Raw genomic sequence first — 16,292 nt, forward strand, 5'->3', positions numbered from 1 at the left:
GCCTTTCCGGGGAGTGCGGCAATGCCGGCGACCGGAGTGGGGACAGCGCGGCACCCGCGCACCTATGCCCGGCCGCGTCTCAGGTCCAGCGCAATTCAGCGGGCCGGATTTCGAACGCGATATGATGTGCGCCGCCGACCAGCCCCGGCCGCGTATGGTTCGTCAACGTGCGCCAATAGGGCTGAACCGTGACGGCATCCTCACGCACCAACGCCTCGAGCCGGGCCATGAGCGCGCGCCGCGCCTCGATGTCGAGCGTGGCGAGCGCCTCGCTCAGCAGCGTGTCGAATTCGGGGTTGGACCAGCCGAACTCGTTCCACGGCTCGCCCGAGCGATAGGCCAGCGCATAGGTCTGCACCCCCAGCGGGCGGTGCCCCCAGTCGGTTGTGCTGAAGGGAAATGTTGCCCAGCCTTCCCAATACAGCGGGCCGGGCAGGATCACGCGGCGCACCTTGATCCCCGCATCCAGCAGCAGCGCCTCGGCGGCATCTGCGGTGTTGCGCCGCCAACTGTCGTCGATCGAGATCAACTCGTGGACAAAGTCCTGCATCCCCGCCTGAATCATCAGTTGGCGGGCCTGCGCGGGGTCGAACTCTGGCGCGGGCATGGGCGCATAGGCCGGATGCAGGGGCGAGACGTGGTGATTTTCAGCAATCTCGCCAACATCCGCGTGCCCCAGTTCCAGCAGGACCGCATTGCTCATCGCCATTTGCAGTGCGCGGCGCACCCGGATGTCGGCATAGGGGCGGAAGCCATTCACCTCGGCCAGCTGATTGGGGCGGATCACTACCGTGGCGGCAGTGCGTATGTCATGCGTTTGCCAGTCCTGCAGAGCCGCGAAGGCTGGCAGATACGCACCCTCGATGGAATGGGTCATGTCGACCTGCCCGTCGGTGGCGGCGGCAAGGGCGGCCAGCGGATCGGTGCCGGTGTCGATGAATTCGATACGCTCCATCCACGCGCCGCCGCCTGCGCCCTCTTGCGCGCCCCACCAGTCATGCGCGTCGTTGCGCACCAGCACCGCGCGGCGTCCCGGCTCGAGCGTTTCGGGCAGGTAGGGGCCGGTGCCTACCGGATTTTCCAGCATGGTGGCCGCGTCAAAGTCGCGCGGCACGAGGGCGGCGGGATAATCCGCCATGCCCGCGATCAGGGATATGTCCGGGCGCGGCAGGCTGAGGCGCACCGTATGGCTGTCGATCTGGGTGATGCCCCCGTCGATGGCGCGGCCCGTGCCCGGATCGATCAGCACGTCAAACCGGCCAGCCATTGAGTTGCCCGGCGCGCTGCGGTCGCACCAGCGCGCGATATTGCGCGCCACGTCCGACGCATCGAAGGGCGTGCCGTCGTTCCAGGTCACGCCCTGCCGCACATGAAGGGTGTATTCGTCCGCCGCATCCGAGATGTGCCAATCCGTGAGCAGGCGAGGCCGAAACGTGCCGTCGTTTTCGTAGCTGATGAGATATTCCAGCCAGCCGCGCGTGAAATTCGCCGCCTGAAACCAGTCAAAACTGCGCGGATCACCGATATCGCGGACCAGCATCTGGATGCGGACCCGGCGGGGGTTGGATCCTGGGCCGCTCTCTGGCCGGGCCCCTGTGCCCTCTTGCGCGGCGGCGGGGGCGGGCAGGCCCAGCATCCCATAGGCGGTGGCCGCGCTCGCGCCGAACGCGCTGGCGAGGGCCAGAAACTCGCGCCGGTCCGCCGCATCCGGTCCCGGTCCGGTCTCGCGCAGACGCCTTGCCTGCGTGCGCAGCCATTGGGGCAGTTTGGGGCGGGTGCGGCTCATCTGGGGCGTCTCCAGCCGGGGGCGCCGGGATTCGCACGCTCCCGGCCCTTTCATTTGTTCCGCAACGCGGCCCGATATGCAATCGTGCCGCTGGGCGCGTCGTGGTTCAGACTGCGGTAGGGCGGGGGCGCGTGCAGTTGCGCCATTTCGGCCAGCCCTTCGGCGCGCTTTGCCTGATTTTCGGACGCCGGATCAGGCGCGTGGCGCCTGCGCGTTTGATTGCCTCTCGCGCCACATCGTCTTAAGCCCTATAGCTTGGGTGCGCCAACACTGGGGAGTCGCTGCAATGTCCGGACAATTGTCACCGATCGACAAGGCCAAGTTTGTCGCCGCCAAGAAGGCGGTCGACTATGTCGAGGACGGCATGCGCGTCGGTCTCGGCACGGGGTCCACGGCCGCCTGGATGGTGCGCTGCCTTGGCGAGCTGGTGCGTGAGGACGGGCTGAAGATTCGCGGCGTGCCCACCTCCACCCGCACCGCCGAACTGGCGCGCGAGGTCGGTATCGAGGTGATCAGCCTCGATGAGGCCAAATGGCTGGATCTGACCATCGACGGCGCGGATGAATTCGATTCCGAGCTGAACCTGATCAAGGGCGGGGGCGGCGCGCTGCTTCAGGAAAAGATCGTGGCGACGGCAAGCGACCAGATGATCGTCATCGCGGACGCGGCCAAGGAGGTCGGGCATCTTGGTGCCTTTCCCCTTCCGGTCGAGGTGATCCCCTTTGGCTGGCAGACCAGTCGCGCGCTGATCGAGGAGATGCTGATTTCCGTCGATGTGCTGGGCCGCGACGTGACGCTGCGGATGAACGGCGATCATCCTTACGTGACCGATGAGGGCAACCATATCCTCGATCTGCACCTGGGCCGCATCGGCAATGCACGGCAGCTTGCCCTCGTGCTCAACCAGATCCCCGGCGTGGTCGAGAATGGCCTTTTCGTCGATATCTGTGACGTCGTGGTGATCGGACACGGCGACGGGCGCATCGTCCTGCGCGACATCAACGAGGGAACGGTCGAGCAGGACAGGCTGGACTTCGTGGAATCCGACAATCTCTTCAAGGACATGATGGACTGAGCACAGCCCTGCGCACCGATATGCGCGCCAGAGCATCGACCCAAGACCAAAACCCAAGGAATCAGGCAGACATGACATTCGACTATGATCTCTTCGTGATCGGCGGCGGCTCGGGCGGGGTGCGCGCCGCGCGCGTGGCGGCGGCAACAGGCGCAACCGTGGCACTGGCCGAAGAGAGCCGCTATGGTGGCACCTGCGTCATCCGTGGCTGCGTGCCCAAGAAGCTCATGGTGTTCGCGAGCGAGTTTCCCAACGAGATGATCGATGCGCAGGCCTATGGCTGGAAGGTGCATTCGGGCGGATTTGACTGGCCTGCCTTTCGCGGCCATCTGCACACCGAGTTGGACCGGCTCGAGGAGATCTATCGCAACCTGCTGCGCAATAGCGGCGTGACCACCTATGACGCGCGGGCCAAATTGAGCGACGCGCATACCGTCAGCCTTTCGACCGGCGAAAGCTTCACAGCCAAGCATATCCTTATCGCGGCCGGTGGCGCGCCCCTGCGCCCCGACATGCCGGGCGCGGAACATGGCATCGTGAGTGACGACATCTTTCACCTCGACACGCTGCCGCGCAGTATTCTTGTGGTTGGCGGCGGCTATATCGCCTGCGAATTTGCCTGCATCCTCAACGGCCTCGGCGTCGATGTGACACAGTTCTACCGCGGCGCGCAGATCCTGCGGGGCTTTGACGAAGAGGCGCGCGGTCTGGTGTCGGAGGATATGATCGACAGCGGCATCGACGTGAAGCTGGGCACCAACATCCTCGATATCACGCCGGACGACGGCGGTTACATGGTCAAATCCACGCATGGCGACGAGAAACGCTTTGACAAGGTGTTCTTTGCCACCGGGCGGCGCCCCAACAGCGCGGATCTGGGGCTGGAGGATCTGGGGGTGGGCCTTGGCCGCAACGGCCAGATCGAGGTCAATGAATACTCGCAGACCGCCGTGCCGTCGATCTACGCCATCGGCGACGTGACCGACCGGGTCAACCTGACGCCCGTGGCGATCCGCGAGGGGATGGCATTTGTCGAGACGGTGTTCAAAGGCAACCCCACGCCCGTCGATCACGAGATGATCCCGACCGCGATCTTTACCCAGCCCGAGATTGGCACTATTGGTCTGAGTGAAGAGGCCGCGCGCGACATCGAGCCGATCGAGGTCTACTGCACCTCGTTCCGGCCCATGAAAACCGCCTTCGTCGGTCGCAAGGGCCGCGTGCTGATGAAGCTGGTGGTCAGCCAGGCGACGCGCCGGGTGCTGGGGTGTCACATCGTCGCGCCCGGCGCGGGCGAGATGATCCAGATGGCCGGGATCGCGGTCAAGATGGGCGCGACCAAAGAGGATTTCGACCGTGTTTGTGCGGTTCATCCCACCATGTCAGAGGAACTGGTGACGATGAAGACGCCCGTGCGCGCGGGATAGTCGCAGGCCTCAATGCAGATCACCGGCGGGCCTTGGGTTGATTTTCGGGCTACGCTACACAGGTAACACACGAACGGGGTGCTTTGGTTCCCGGTTCAGAGTATTTCAGAGGGATGAACATTCATGGCAGGACAATCGGGCGGCCCATGGGGCGGCGGCGGTGGTTCGGGCGGAAGCTCGGGTGGGAACAAAGGTAACGGTCAGAACGGTGGCGGCCCAAGTGGCGGCGACCGAGGCGGCCGGCGTCCCGGCGGCAGCGGCCAGATGCCCGAGATCGACGAGCTTGTCCGCAAGGGCCAAGACCAGCTGCGCGTCCTGATGGGCGGCCGCGGCGGTGGCGGCGGTGCAAATGGCGGCGGAGGCGGCGAAGGCCCACGCATATCGCGCGGCATGGTCGGCATCGGCGTTCTTGGCGCCGTCGCAGTCTGGCTTTTTTCCAGCGTTTATACGGTCAAGCCAGAAGAACAGTCCGTCGAGTTGTTTCTGGGTGAGTACTACCGCACCGTTGGATCGGGACTGCACATCGCGCCCTGGCCCTTTGTGACCTATGACAAGGTGGTTGTGACAACCGAGCGCAGCGAAGACATTGGTGTCGGTTCGCAAGGTACCGACGCGGGCCTGATGCTGACCGGAGACGAAAATGTTGTCGATATCGACTTCCAGGTCGTTTGGAACATCAACGATCCGGCCATGCTTCTGTTCAATCTGCGCGATCCGCAGGCGACGATCCGTGCTGTGTCCGAATCTGCCATGCGCGAAATTATCGCACAATCGCTGCTTGCGCCCATCCTCAACCGTGACCGTGGCATTATCGCGGCGCGGCTTGAAGAGTTGACGCAGGAAACGTTGGACAACTACGAAAGCGGCATCAACGTTGTCCGTATCAACTTTGACAGGGCCGACCCGCCCCGCGAAGTGATTGACGCCTTCCGTGACGTTCAGGCAGCAGAGCAGCAGCGTGACCGTCTGGAGAAAGAGGCTGATGCCTATGCCGCCCGGATCCTTGCGGAGGCGCGTGGTCAGGCTGCTCAGACGTTGGAAGAGGCCGAAGGTTACCGCGCCCGTGTCGTGAACGAGGCCGAGGGTGAGGCAAGCCGCTTCAGCGCCGTCTTGGGCGAATACTCCAAGGCGCCGGAAGTGACGCGCAAGCGTCTTTACCTCGAAGCGATGGAAGAAGTTCTGGGCGATATGGACAAGATCATCCTTGACCAGGACGCGGGCGACGGCGCGCAAGGCGTTGTTCCCTACCTGCCGCTCAACGAGCTGCGCAAGAATTCGGAAGGTCAATAATAATGGGTAAGTCAGTAATCATTCTGCCCGCCATCGTAGTCGTGGTCGTTGTCGGCCTCATGTCGATCTTTGTCGTCGACGAACGTGAAAAGGCGCTGGTGCTCCAGTTTTCCCGGATCGTTGATGTCAAGGAAGAGCCGGGTCTTGGTTTCAAGATCCCGTTCATCCAGCAAGTTGTGCGCTATGATGACCGGATCCTGAGCCGAGATATCGACCCCTTGGAAGTGACGCCGCTGGACGACCGACGCCTCGTGGTTGATGCCTTTGCACGTTACCGCATCGTGGATGTACGGCGCTTTCGTGAGGCGGTTGGCGATGGTGGCATCGCCTTTGCCGAGGATCGGCTGGATTCGATCCTGCGTTCGCGGACCCGCGAAGTCCTTGGCTCGGTCAGTTCCAACGATATCCTCAGCGCGGATCGGGCGGCTTTGATGCTCCGCATTCGCAACGCGGCAATTACCGAGGCCCAGGAATTGGGCATTGAAGTTGTCGACGTGCGGCTCAAGCGGACGGACCTGCCGACGCAAAACCTCGAGGCAACCTTCGCCCGGATGCGTGCCGAGCGTGAACGTGAAGCCGCAGACGAGATTGCCCGCGGTAACGAGGCGGCGCAGCGTGTGCGCGCCCAAGCCGACCGGACACAGACCGAGCTGGTGTCGGACGCCCAGCGGCTAGCCGAGATCACCCGAGGCGAGGCCGACGCCCGCAGCAACGCGGTCTTCAACGAAGCCTTTGGCGAAGACATTGAGTTCTTTGAATTCTACCGCTCGCTCGACGCCTATCGCATGGCGCTGCGCGGTGAAAATTCGTCGATCGTGATGTCACCTGACAGTGATTTCTTCAGCTACTTCAATTCTGTCGGTGGGCCTATCCCCCCCCTTGGTGCGGCAGGTCTCGCTGCGGCAGAAGAAGCTCAGGCCGGAGTTTCGGGTGGAAACGCAGGATCACAAGCGACCGATGACGAAGAGGCCGCTGAAGATGATGCCGAAACGGACGGGGGCAATAACGCCGCGTCCGGCGCGTCCACCAGTGGCGTGCTCGAAGAGGGCGCCACGAGCGGCGGCCAGACGGCGACCGAGTGATGCTGGCGACCGGTGCTCTGGCGCTGGGGCTTGTACTGATTGTCGAGGGGCTGGTCTATGCACTGGCCCCCGGCATAATCGACCGAATGCTCGAGGCACTGCGTGCCATTCCGGTTGAGACGCGGCGGCTACTGGGCCTCGCCGCGATGGCGGCGGGCATGGCGCTGGTCTGGCTCGCCAAGCTGCTGGGCGCCTGAACTGGCCACCATGCCATGGGGGCAGCTCCACGGTTGGCGTCGCGTAACACTCGCGTGATCTGCGATTTGAGCGTTTGCACGTGGCGCGCCGCGCTTTACACTCATTCCAAGCGATCAAAGAACGCAACTTAGGAGAACCGGTTTTGAAACATCCAAGCATAGCAAAAGCACGTCTGAATACAGCGATGTTCAAGGCCCTTGCGCTGTCCATGCTGGTGACGGCACTGGTCATGGCGCAGGCACTCGTTGCGCAGGCCCGACCCGAGAGTTTTGCCGATCTGGCGCAAACGGTCAGCCCGGCAGTCGTCAACATCACCACGTCAACCACCGTGGCACGCGGCACCGGCAGTGGGCCGGTCCTGCCTGACGGCTCGCCCTTCGAGGAGTTTTTCCGCCAGTTTCGGGAGCGTGAAGAAGGCGAAGGCGGCGAAATGCCACGTCCGCGCCGCAGTTCGGCCCTCGGCTCCGGCTTCGTCATCTCCGAGGATGGCTATATTGTCACGAACAACCACGTGATCGAACGCGCCGACGAGATCATCATCGAATTCTACGAAGGCGGCGAAATGCCGGCAACCGTCATCGGCACCGACCCCAAGACCGATATCGCCCTGCTGAAGGTCGAGGCGGACAACCCCCTTCCATTCGTCAGCTTTGGCGACAGCGACGTGGCGCGCGTCGGTGATTGGGTCATGGCGATGGGCAATCCGTTGGGTCAGGGCTTCTCGGTCAGTGCCGGTATCGTGTCGGCGCGCAATCGCGCCCTCAGTGGCACCTACGATGATTACATCCAGACGGATGCTGCGATCAACCAAGGCAACTCGGGCGGGCCGCTCTTTGACATGGACGGCAAGGTCGTCGGCGTGAACACGGCCATCCTCAGCCCCAATGGCGGCTCGATCGGCATCGGCTTTTCGATGGCGTCGAACGTGGTGACCCGCGTCGTCGATCAGTTGCAGGAATTCGGCGAGACGCGGCGCGGCTGGCTGGGCGTCGTGATTCAGGACGTCACGACTGACGTGGCCGAGGCAATGGGTCTCGACATGGTTGCCGGTGCGCTGGTCACCGATGTGCCCGATGGCCCCGCCGCCGAAGCGGGCATGATGGCGGGTGATGTCATCACCTCCTTCGACGGGGTCAAGGTGCCTGACACGCGCGAATTGGTCCGCCAAGTGGGTGAGACCGAGGTCGGCAAGACGGTGCGCGTCGTTGTCTTTCGCGATGGTGGCACACAGACGCTGAAGGTGACGCTGGGCCGCCGCGAGGAGGCCGAGCGCGCCGCAGGTGCAGGCCCGGGCGGCGATGAGCCCGAAGCGGCCCCCGAGCCGGAGGCGATGATGGGCATGACGCTTGCCCCGCTGGATGACGAGTTGCGCAGCCAACTGGAGTTGGCGAATGATGCGCAAGGCCTCGTCTTGCAGGACATCGACCAGACGTCGGAAGCCTTTGAAAAGGGTCTGCGCGCGGGCGATGTCATCACCGAGGCTGGGCAACAGGAGATCGTGAGTATCGAAGATCTGGAGGTCCAGATCGACGCGGCGCGTGAGGCAGGGCGCAAGTCGCTCCTGTTGCTCGTGCGCTCGAATGGTCAGCCAAGGTTTGTTGCGCTCACCATTCAGGAGGACTGATTGGCTTGGCGCGGGCCCCTCTCGATGGGGCTTGCCCAAACGAGAAGATCAACGCCCCCGCCAGCATGGACTGGTGGGGGCTTTTTCTTGTGATTTGGGGTCAGTCGCTTTGGACCGGATGATGGTTTACGGCAATTAAATTGCTGCTTTGGTTGCGATTCCCTGTAGTCTGTTGATACGACCCCTCTCATGGCGGCAACTGGTGGGCAATTTTTCAGCCCTATTTTGTCGCAAAGGCCGCGCGCGAAAGCCGCAAAAGGCCACCTGACGACCAGAGAACTCGGCGCGCTCAGCGCTGGATGACGCAATCTGAGGCATGGCCCGCGCGCAGGCAGGATGCGTGCATGGCCAATAAGCCACAACGGACAGAAGGGACGATCAATGGTCGATGAAACAACAGACCCAGCGGCGCAGGGCATACCTGCGCCCGAAGGCGACTCGGACATAATCGAAACAGATTACGAGATCGGCCAAGACAATTATGAGACGTCACTTTGGCGTTTCGCGCTGGATTTTCACAATCCGGTTTTCGCGATGGCGGGCCTTTCCGTCATCCTCTTCGTGATTTTCGCACTGGTCTTGCCCGATCAGGCCAGCGCCCTTTTCACCCTCCTCTTTGACTTCGTGACCCAGAAGTTCGACTGGTTCTTCCTCAGCGCCGCGAACATCTTTGTCATCTTCTGCCTTTTCCTGATCGTCAGCCCCCTCGGCTCGGTCAGGCTGGGCGGGAGTGAGGCGACGCCGGATTATGGCTATGTCGGCTGGTTCGCGATGCTCTTTGCTGCGGGCATGGGCATCGGCCTCATGTTCTTCGGCGTGTCCGAACCGATGAGCCATTTCGGCGCTGCGCTTGGCGGCACGGCGACGGAGGACGGTTTGCGCACTGACTGGGCCCCCTTGGGCGCGGCGGCCAACTCTGACGAGGCGATGCGCCTTGGCATGGCGGCCACCATCTTTCACTGGGGTCTGCACCCTTGGGCAATCTACGCGGTCGTTGCGCTGGCGTTGTCGCTCTTCAGCTATAACAAGGGCCTGCCCCTGACGCTGCGCTCGGCCTTCTATCCGATCTTTGGCGAGCGTGTGTGGGGCTGGACCGGCCATATCATCGACACGCTGGCGGTCTTTGCCACACTCTTTGGCCTCGCCACATCGCTGGGCTTTGGCGCCGAGCAGGCGGCATCGGGCCTTACCTTCCTTTACGGGTCGGGCGATGCAGCTGAAGGGACACGCAGTTTCCTCGGCATACCTTACGGCAACTCAGAAGAAAGCGGCGTCGCCAATTCGAGCCTGCTTCTGGTGCTGTTGATTTCCGGCATCACGGCCATCGCCCTGATATCGGTGGTGCGTGGCCTGGACGGCGGGGTCAAGGTCCTGTCCGAGATCAACATGGGCCTTGCGGGCCTGCTGCTGCTCTTTACCATCATCGTGGGCGGTCCGATCTTTCTGCTGACCTTCTTTGCGGACAGCCTCTGGGCATATCTCCAGAACCTCTTCGCACTCAGCAACCCGGTCGGGCGCGATGATACCAACTTCGTGCAGGGCTGGACGTCGTTTTACTGGGCGTGGTGGATCAGCTGGTCACCCTTCGTCGGCATGTTCATCGCCCGCGTCAGCCGTGGCCGATCGGTGCGCGAGTTTCTGGTGTGCGTGCTCTTGATCCCCAGCCTCGTCTGCGTGCTCTGGATGAGCGTCTTTGGCGGCACGGCGATCAGCCAGGTGGTCAATGACGGCTACACGCTGGCCAAGGATGCATCGCTCGAGCTCAAGCTGTTTTACATGCTCGACCAGCTGCCGCTGGCGACGATCACCTCGACCATCGGGATCATCCTCGTCATCGTGTTCTTCGTGACGTCGTCGGACTCCGGCAGCCTTGTGATCGACACGATCACGGCGGGCGGCAAGGTGGACGCGCCGGTGACCCAGCGGGTGTTCTGGTGCATCTTCGAGGGCGCGGTGGCGATCGTTCTGCTGGTGGGCGGTGGCCTTGCGGCACTGCAATCGGCGGTTATTGCGACGGGCCTTCCCTTTACGCTGGTGCTGCTGGTCATGTGCTGGGCGATCTTCCGCGGCCTGCAATCAGAGCGGAATGCCTGACTGATCAGCCAGATAGGCGACACGGAAAAGCCCCCCGATGCTTGCGCGTCGGGGGGCTTTGCTGTTTTGTGACCCCTAATATATCGCGAGGGGAGCAAGGCAAATGAGCGGCACATTGGATACGGATTTCGTGCGCGGGCAGTTTCCCGCCTTTGCCGAGGCCTCGCTTCAGGGACAGGCGTTTTTCGAGAATGCGGGCGGATCTTTTGCCTGCGCCCCCGTGATCGACCGGCTGACGCGCTTTTACCGCCAGCGCAAGGTGCAGCCCTACGCGCCCTATGAGGCCAGCACGCTGGGCGGCGCCGAGATGGACGAGGCACGCCAAAGGCTGGCGGCGATCATGGGCATCGACACCGACGAGCTGAGCTTTGGCCCTTCGACGACGCAGAATACCTACGTTCTGGCGCGCGCCTTTTCCCAGTGGATGCGGCCTGGCGACGCGATCATTGTCACCAATCAGGATCATGAGGCCAATACCGGGCCTTGGCGCAGGCTGGCCGAGGATGGCTATGACGTGCGCGAATGGTGCATTGATCCCGATACGGGGCACCTGGACCCTGCCGATCTCGAGGATCTGCTGGACGAGCGTGTGCGCCTTGTCTGCTTTCCGCATTGCTCGAACGTTGTGGGCGAGGTGAACCCGGTGACCGAGATCACCGCGCTGGCCCATGCGGCGGGCGCCTTCGTCTGCGTTGACGGGGTCAGCTATGCGCCCCACGGCATCCCCGATGTGGGCGCGATGGGGGCCGATATCTATCTCTTTTCCGCCTACAAGACCTATGGGCCGCATCAGGGCATCATGGCGATCCGGCGCGCCCTTGGCATGCTGCTGCCCAATCAGGGGCACTATTTCAACGAGGACAGCCTCTACAAACGCTTCACGCCCGCAGGCCCCGATCATGCGCAGGTTGCGGCCTGTGCGGGCATGGCCGATTACATCGACGCTCTGGCCGATCACCACGGGCTGAGCGGCAATCCGGCGGCGCGGGGGCAGGGTGTGCATGATCTGATGCGCGCCCATGAGGAGGCGCTGTTGCAGCCGCTGCTGGACTATGCGGCGGCGCGCAATTCCGTCCGGTTGCTTGGTCCGGGCCGCGCGGCGGGCCGTGCTCCGACCGTGGCTCTGCGCACCGACCGCCCCGGCGAGGAGGTCGCGCGCGATCTGGCGCATCATGGCATCATGGCCGGGGGCGGCGACTTCTACGCGGTGCGCGCGCTGCGGGCGATGGGCGTCGATCCGGCGCATGGCGTGCTGCGTCTCAGCTTTGTTCACTATACGACTGCGGCAGAGGTCGATCAGCTGATGACGGCGCTGGATGAAGTTCTTTGATCTGCCGCGCCGCGCCCTATGTCCTGACCGAGTGTTTTTAACCCGGACGTGATATGAGCGATAGCAAACCCATCCTCTTGTGGCTGCGCCGCGATCTGCGGCTGAGCGATCATCCCGCGTGGACGGCTGCGCTCGACGCGGGCGTGCCGGTCATTCCGGTCTTTATCCACGACGATACGGTGGCCGATCTGGGCGCCGCGCCGAAATGGCGGCTGGGCCTTGGTCTGGAAAAGCTGGCCGAGACGCTGGAGGGCAGGGGCAGTCGCCTGATCCTGCGGCAAGGCGATGCGCTGGAGGTGCTGCGCGACCTGATCGGGCAGACCGGGGCAGGGGCCGTGCATTGGTCGCGCCTTTATGACCCGGATGCCATCGCGCGTGACAAGGCCGTCAAATCGGCGCTCAAGGAAGACGGGATCGACGCGCAGAGCCATGCGGGCCATCTCATGTTCGAGCCTTGGACGGTCGAGACCAAGGATGGCGGCTACTACAAGGTTTATACGCCCATGTGGCGCGCGGTGAAGGATCGCAGCGTGGCAAGCCCGCTCAAGACGCCCGAGGATCTGCGCCCTCCCGAGGACTGGCCCGACAGTGACGCGCTGGCCGACTGGCGGATGGGCGCGGCGATGAACCGGGGCGCAGAGGTGTGCCTGCCGCATCAGACCATCGGCGAGGCGGCGGCGCAAGATCGGCTGGCGTGGTTCATCGACGGCCCGATCGAAGACTACGATAGTGCCCGCGACAAGCCCGCCGTAGATGGCACCTCGGGCTTGTCCGAAAACCTCGCATTGGGCGAGATCAGCCCTGCCCAATGCTGGCACGCGGGCCAGCGCAAGCTTCACGAGGGTGCCAGCGGCGCCGAGGCGTGGATCAAGGAACTGGTTTGGCGCGAGTTTGCCTATCACCTGATCTATCACACGCCCCAGATCGCCACGCGCAACTGGCGCGAGAAATGGGACGAGTTTCCGTGGAACGAGGATGGCAACACTCCCGAAGTCATGGCATGGAAGCAGGGGCGCACCGGGATCAAATTCGTCGATGCGGCCATGCGCGAGATGTATGTGACGGGCCGGATGCACAACCGCGCGCGCATGATCGTCGCCAGCTATCTGACCAAGCATCTGATGACCCATTGGCGCGTCGGGCAGGCGTGGTTCGACGACCATCTGACGGATTGGGACATCGCTTCGAATGCGATGGGCTGGCAGTGGGCGGCTGGGTGTGGCCCGGATGCATCGCCCTATTTCCGCATCTTCAACCCCGAGACGCAGTTGGATAAATTCGACAAACAGGGAAACTATGTGCGCGCATGGATCGTGGAAGGTCAAAAGGAGCCGAGCGAGACCGCGCTCAGCTATTTCGACGCGATCCCGCGCAGTTGGGATCTGTCGCCCGAGGATGATTACCTGGGCCCCGTCGTCGGCCTCAGCGAGGGTCGGCGGCGTGCGCTCGATGCCTATCAAGACCGCTCGTTCTGAGCGATTTGCCAAAGGAACTGTCCGGCGCATCCGCGCCACGGGCCAATAAAAACGGAAAGACCACGACAATGATCCTGACTTCGACCGACGGCCAGAAAGATCTGCCCCGCTATTTTGCCCGCGTCTTTGAAAAGACCAAGAACATCAACCGTGGCCGCCTGGATTACGTGTTGCCGGACGGGCGCGTCTTTCGCGCTGATGGCCCCAATCCCGGCCCGGTGGGCGAGGTGCATCTGCACAACACCGACGTCTTCGCCCGCCTGATCCGCGAGGGCGATCTGGGGTTTTGCGATGCCTACCTGGATGGCTGGTGGTCTACGCCCGACCTTCAGGGTCTGATGGACTTCATCTGCACCGACAACGAGGACGTCTATGACGGCTTTCCGGGCATGAGCCTTGTGCGCGCGTTCGAGCGGGCGCGGCACTGGCTGCGCGGCAATTCGAAAGGTCAGGCGCGCAAGAACATCAGCCACCACTATGATCTGGGCAACGACTTCTACCAGCTGTGGCTGGATGAGACGATGACCTACTCCAGCGCCATTTTCGAGACCGGACAGGAAAGCATGGAGAAGGCGCAGATCGCCAAATATGCCTCGATGGTCGATCAGATGGGGGTGCAGCCCGGCGATCACGTGCTGGAAATCGGCTGTGGCTGGGGCGGTTTTGCCGAATATGCCGCGGCCGAGCGTGGCCTCAAGGTGACCGGCCTCACGATCAGTCAGGAGCAGTTGAACTATGCCCGCGTTCGCATTGAAAAGGCAGGACTTTCCCATCTGGTCGATTTCAAGATGCAGGACTACCGCGACGAGCGCGGCACCTATGACGGGATCGCCAGTATCGAGATGTTCGAGGCGGTCGGCCAGCAATATTGGCCCGTCTACTTCGAGACTGTCCGCAATCGTCTGCGCCCCGGCAAGCGCGCGACATTGCAAGTCATCACGATCAGCGATGATCGCTGGGACGTTTACCGCCGGGGCGTCGATTTCATCCAGAAATACATCTTTCCGGGCGGTATGCTGCCCAGCCCCAGCGCCCTGCGGGCCGAGGTCGAGCGGGCGGGCCTTGTGGTGGACGGGTCCATCGAATTTGGCGAAAGCTATAGCCAGACGTTGCGGCGCTGGCATGACCGCTTTAACGACCGATGGGACAGCGTCGCGGCCCTCGGCTTTGACGAGCGCTTTCGCCGGATGTGGAATTTCTATCTCACCTCTTGCGCCGGATCGTTTCACGCTGGAAACTGCGACGTGACGCAAATCACCATCGCAAAACCCGGATAAGCCATGCCCGCCACGCGCACTCTGCCCACCGCCGCCCGCCTTGTTGCGGCACTCTCGCTGGGGGCGCTGGGTTGGTTCGCCTCCGATCTTGTTCGCCCTCTGATGCCCGAGGGCACGGCCTTTGGCTGGTTCAACTACGTTAATGCCATACTTGGCCTCCTGTGCGGCTGGTTCGTCATCGGCAGCCGCGCAGGGCGCGGCATGACCGAGGCGCTCGCCAACGGATTGACCGGGGTGCTGGCGATGATCATCTGGGGCTTTTTCCTGCAAAGCTTCAACCTGATGCTCAAACAATCCATGGAAAACCGGTTCGATGGCCCCATCGAGGCGATCGTCGGCATATTTTCGAACGCGCTGGATTATGCGCAATATCTGATCGACCCGATGCTGATCGGGGTGCTCTTGATCGGCGGAATGATCTGCGGCGTCCTCGCCGAAGCGGCCTCGCGGCGCTGGAGCTGAGGTGAGCGACCTTTTCCTCTTTGGCGCTTTGCGCGATGCCGAACTGCGCGCCATCGTGGCCGGAGGGCAGACAGAGGTAAAGGAGGCGTTGCTGCCGGGTCATGCCGTCGCCTGGGCCGATGGTCAGATGTTTCCCACGATCACGCAAAGCCATGGCGACGAGGCGCGCGGGCTGTTGCTGATGGATGCTGATGCGGTTCTCATGGCGCGGCTCGATTTCTACGAGGGTGGGTTTGGCTATGATTTGAAGCCCGTGACCGTGCTTTGCGAGGGACAGAAGCGCCCCGCGCAGGTCTATTTCCCCCGTCCTGATCTATGGCCGCCGGGGGCGCCCTTTGATCTGGCGGACTGGCAGGTCCGCCACGGCGCGCTCAGCCGTCTCGCCGCGCGTGAGGCGATGGAATATCTCGGGCGGATGGACGGTGAGACGCTGGCCGCGCGCATGCCGATGATCCGCGCGCGCGCCTCGGCGCGCCTCTCGGCGGTTGGCGTGCCTGCGGATGTCCGCACGGATACCGGCGCAGATCAGGTCGATTTGCTGGAAACGCAGGTCGATCATATCGGATTTTACCGGTTCGAGACGCGGCGCCTGCGTCATCCGACATTTCAGGGTGGCCTCAGCGAGGTGGTGCGCCGCGAGTTGATGATCGCCACCGACGCGGCCATGGTGCTGCCCTATGATCCGCTGCGCGACCGGGTTCTGATGGTTGAGCAATTTCGGATGGGCCCATATGGGCGCGGCGATCCGCGCCCCTGGATGCTGGAGCCTGTGGCCGGGCGCATCGACGCGGGCGAGACGCCCGAAGAGGCCGCCGCCCGCGAATGTGCCGAAGAGGCCGGGCTGACGCTGAGCCGGCTCGAGCCGATTGCCAGCTATTATTGTACGCCCGGCTACTCGACTGAATATTTTCACAATTTCGTGGGTATTGCGGATCTGCCTGACGATCTGCCCCGCCTTGGCGGCCTTGAGACAGAGGCCGAGGACATCCGGGTGCACATCATGGATTTCGAGGCCGTCATGCAACTGATCGAGACGGGCGAGGCCGATAACGGGCCGCTCATCCTGTCGCTGATGTGGCTCGCGCGCGAGCGATCTAGGTTGCGCCGTTTGCCTTGAGTCCGGGGCGCATCGCGCCTAAGTGTGATGCCAACGCTTCAACGCTGAAAGGACG

At 63.1% G+C, this 16,292-nt stretch carries 13 protein-coding genes; 12 read left to right on the top strand and 1 reads right to left on the bottom strand.

The window, feature by feature from the left end:
• Window positions 1–79: 79 nt before the first annotated feature.
• Entirely contained in the window at window positions 80–1,786 is a 1,707-nt protein-coding gene (locus tag V8352_RS10630) for an ABC transporter substrate-binding protein (protein WP_336424268.1), read from the bottom strand.
• A gap of 286 nt (window positions 1,787–2,072) precedes the next feature.
• Here V8352_RS10630 and rpiA point away from each other — a divergent pair, with 286 nt between their 5' ends.
• From rpiA to V8352_RS10690, 12 genes are all read left to right on the top strand, one after another.
• Entirely contained in the window at window positions 2,073–2,861 is a 789-nt protein-coding gene (gene rpiA / locus V8352_RS10635) for a ribose-5-phosphate isomerase RpiA (protein WP_336424269.1), read from the top strand.
• Between the two features lie 71 nt (window positions 2,862–2,932).
• On the top strand, window positions 2,933–4,288 hold the full coding sequence (gene gor, locus V8352_RS10640) for a glutathione-disulfide reductase (RefSeq protein WP_336424270.1): 1,356 nt from the start codon (window positions 2,933–2,935) through the stop codon (window positions 4,286–4,288).
• A 123-nt stretch (window positions 4,289–4,411) separates the two neighbouring features.
• On the top strand, window positions 4,412–5,578 hold the full coding sequence (gene hflK / locus V8352_RS10645) for an FtsH protease activity modulator HflK (protein ID WP_336424271.1): 1,167 nt from the start codon (window positions 4,412–4,414) through the stop codon (window positions 5,576–5,578).
• A 2-nt stretch (window positions 5,579–5,580) separates the two neighbouring features.
• A complete protein-coding gene (hflC, locus tag V8352_RS10650; RefSeq protein WP_336424272.1) occupies window positions 5,581–6,660 on the top strand; it encodes a protease modulator HflC in 1,080 nt (359 codons plus the stop codon).
• Window positions 6,660–6,857 (top strand): DUF2065 family protein, encoded by a 198-nt coding sequence (locus tag V8352_RS10655; protein ID WP_336424273.1) that lies wholly within the window; start codon window positions 6,660–6,662, stop codon window positions 6,855–6,857. The genes hflC and V8352_RS10655 overlap by 1 nt, the downstream gene beginning before the upstream one ends.
• A 185-nt stretch (window positions 6,858–7,042) precedes the next feature.
• On the top strand, window positions 7,043–8,482 hold the full coding sequence (locus V8352_RS10660) for a Do family serine endopeptidase (protein ID WP_336424274.1): 1,440 nt from the start codon (window positions 7,043–7,045) through the stop codon (window positions 8,480–8,482).
• Window positions 8,483–8,863: 381 nt separating this feature from the next.
• Window positions 8,864–10,576, top strand: a complete 1,713-nt coding sequence (locus V8352_RS10665) for a BCCT family transporter (protein WP_336424275.1) — start codon at window positions 8,864–8,866, stop codon at window positions 10,574–10,576.
• A gap of 103 nt (window positions 10,577–10,679) precedes the next feature.
• Window positions 10,680–11,906, top strand: coding sequence for an aminotransferase class V-fold PLP-dependent enzyme (locus tag V8352_RS10670; RefSeq protein ID WP_336424276.1), 1,227 nt, complete (start codon window positions 10,680–10,682; stop codon window positions 11,904–11,906).
• A gap of 53 nt (window positions 11,907–11,959) precedes the next feature.
• Complete coding sequence (locus tag V8352_RS10675) at window positions 11,960–13,381, top strand: cryptochrome/photolyase family protein (RefSeq protein ID WP_336424277.1); 1,422 nt, start codon at window positions 11,960–11,962, stop codon at window positions 13,379–13,381.
• 68 nt (window positions 13,382–13,449) lie between these two features.
• Entirely contained in the window at window positions 13,450–14,658 is a 1,209-nt protein-coding gene (locus tag V8352_RS10680) for a cyclopropane-fatty-acyl-phospholipid synthase family protein (RefSeq protein ID WP_336424278.1), read from the top strand.
• A 3-nt stretch (window positions 14,659–14,661) separates the two neighbouring features.
• Window positions 14,662–15,120, top strand: coding sequence for a TrgA family protein (locus tag V8352_RS10685; RefSeq protein ID WP_336424279.1), 459 nt, complete (start codon window positions 14,662–14,664; stop codon window positions 15,118–15,120).
• A gap of 1 nt (window position 15,121) precedes the next feature.
• Window positions 15,122–16,237, top strand: a complete 1,116-nt coding sequence (locus V8352_RS10690) for an NUDIX domain-containing protein (RefSeq protein ID WP_336424280.1) — start codon at window positions 15,122–15,124, stop codon at window positions 16,235–16,237.
• Window positions 16,238–16,292: the final 55 nt, after the last annotated feature.

The sequence above is a fragment of the Roseovarius sp. D0-M9 genome (genome assembly GCF_037083805.1).
Taxonomy (GTDB): domain Bacteria; phylum Pseudomonadota; class Alphaproteobacteria; order Rhodobacterales; family Rhodobacteraceae; genus Roseovarius.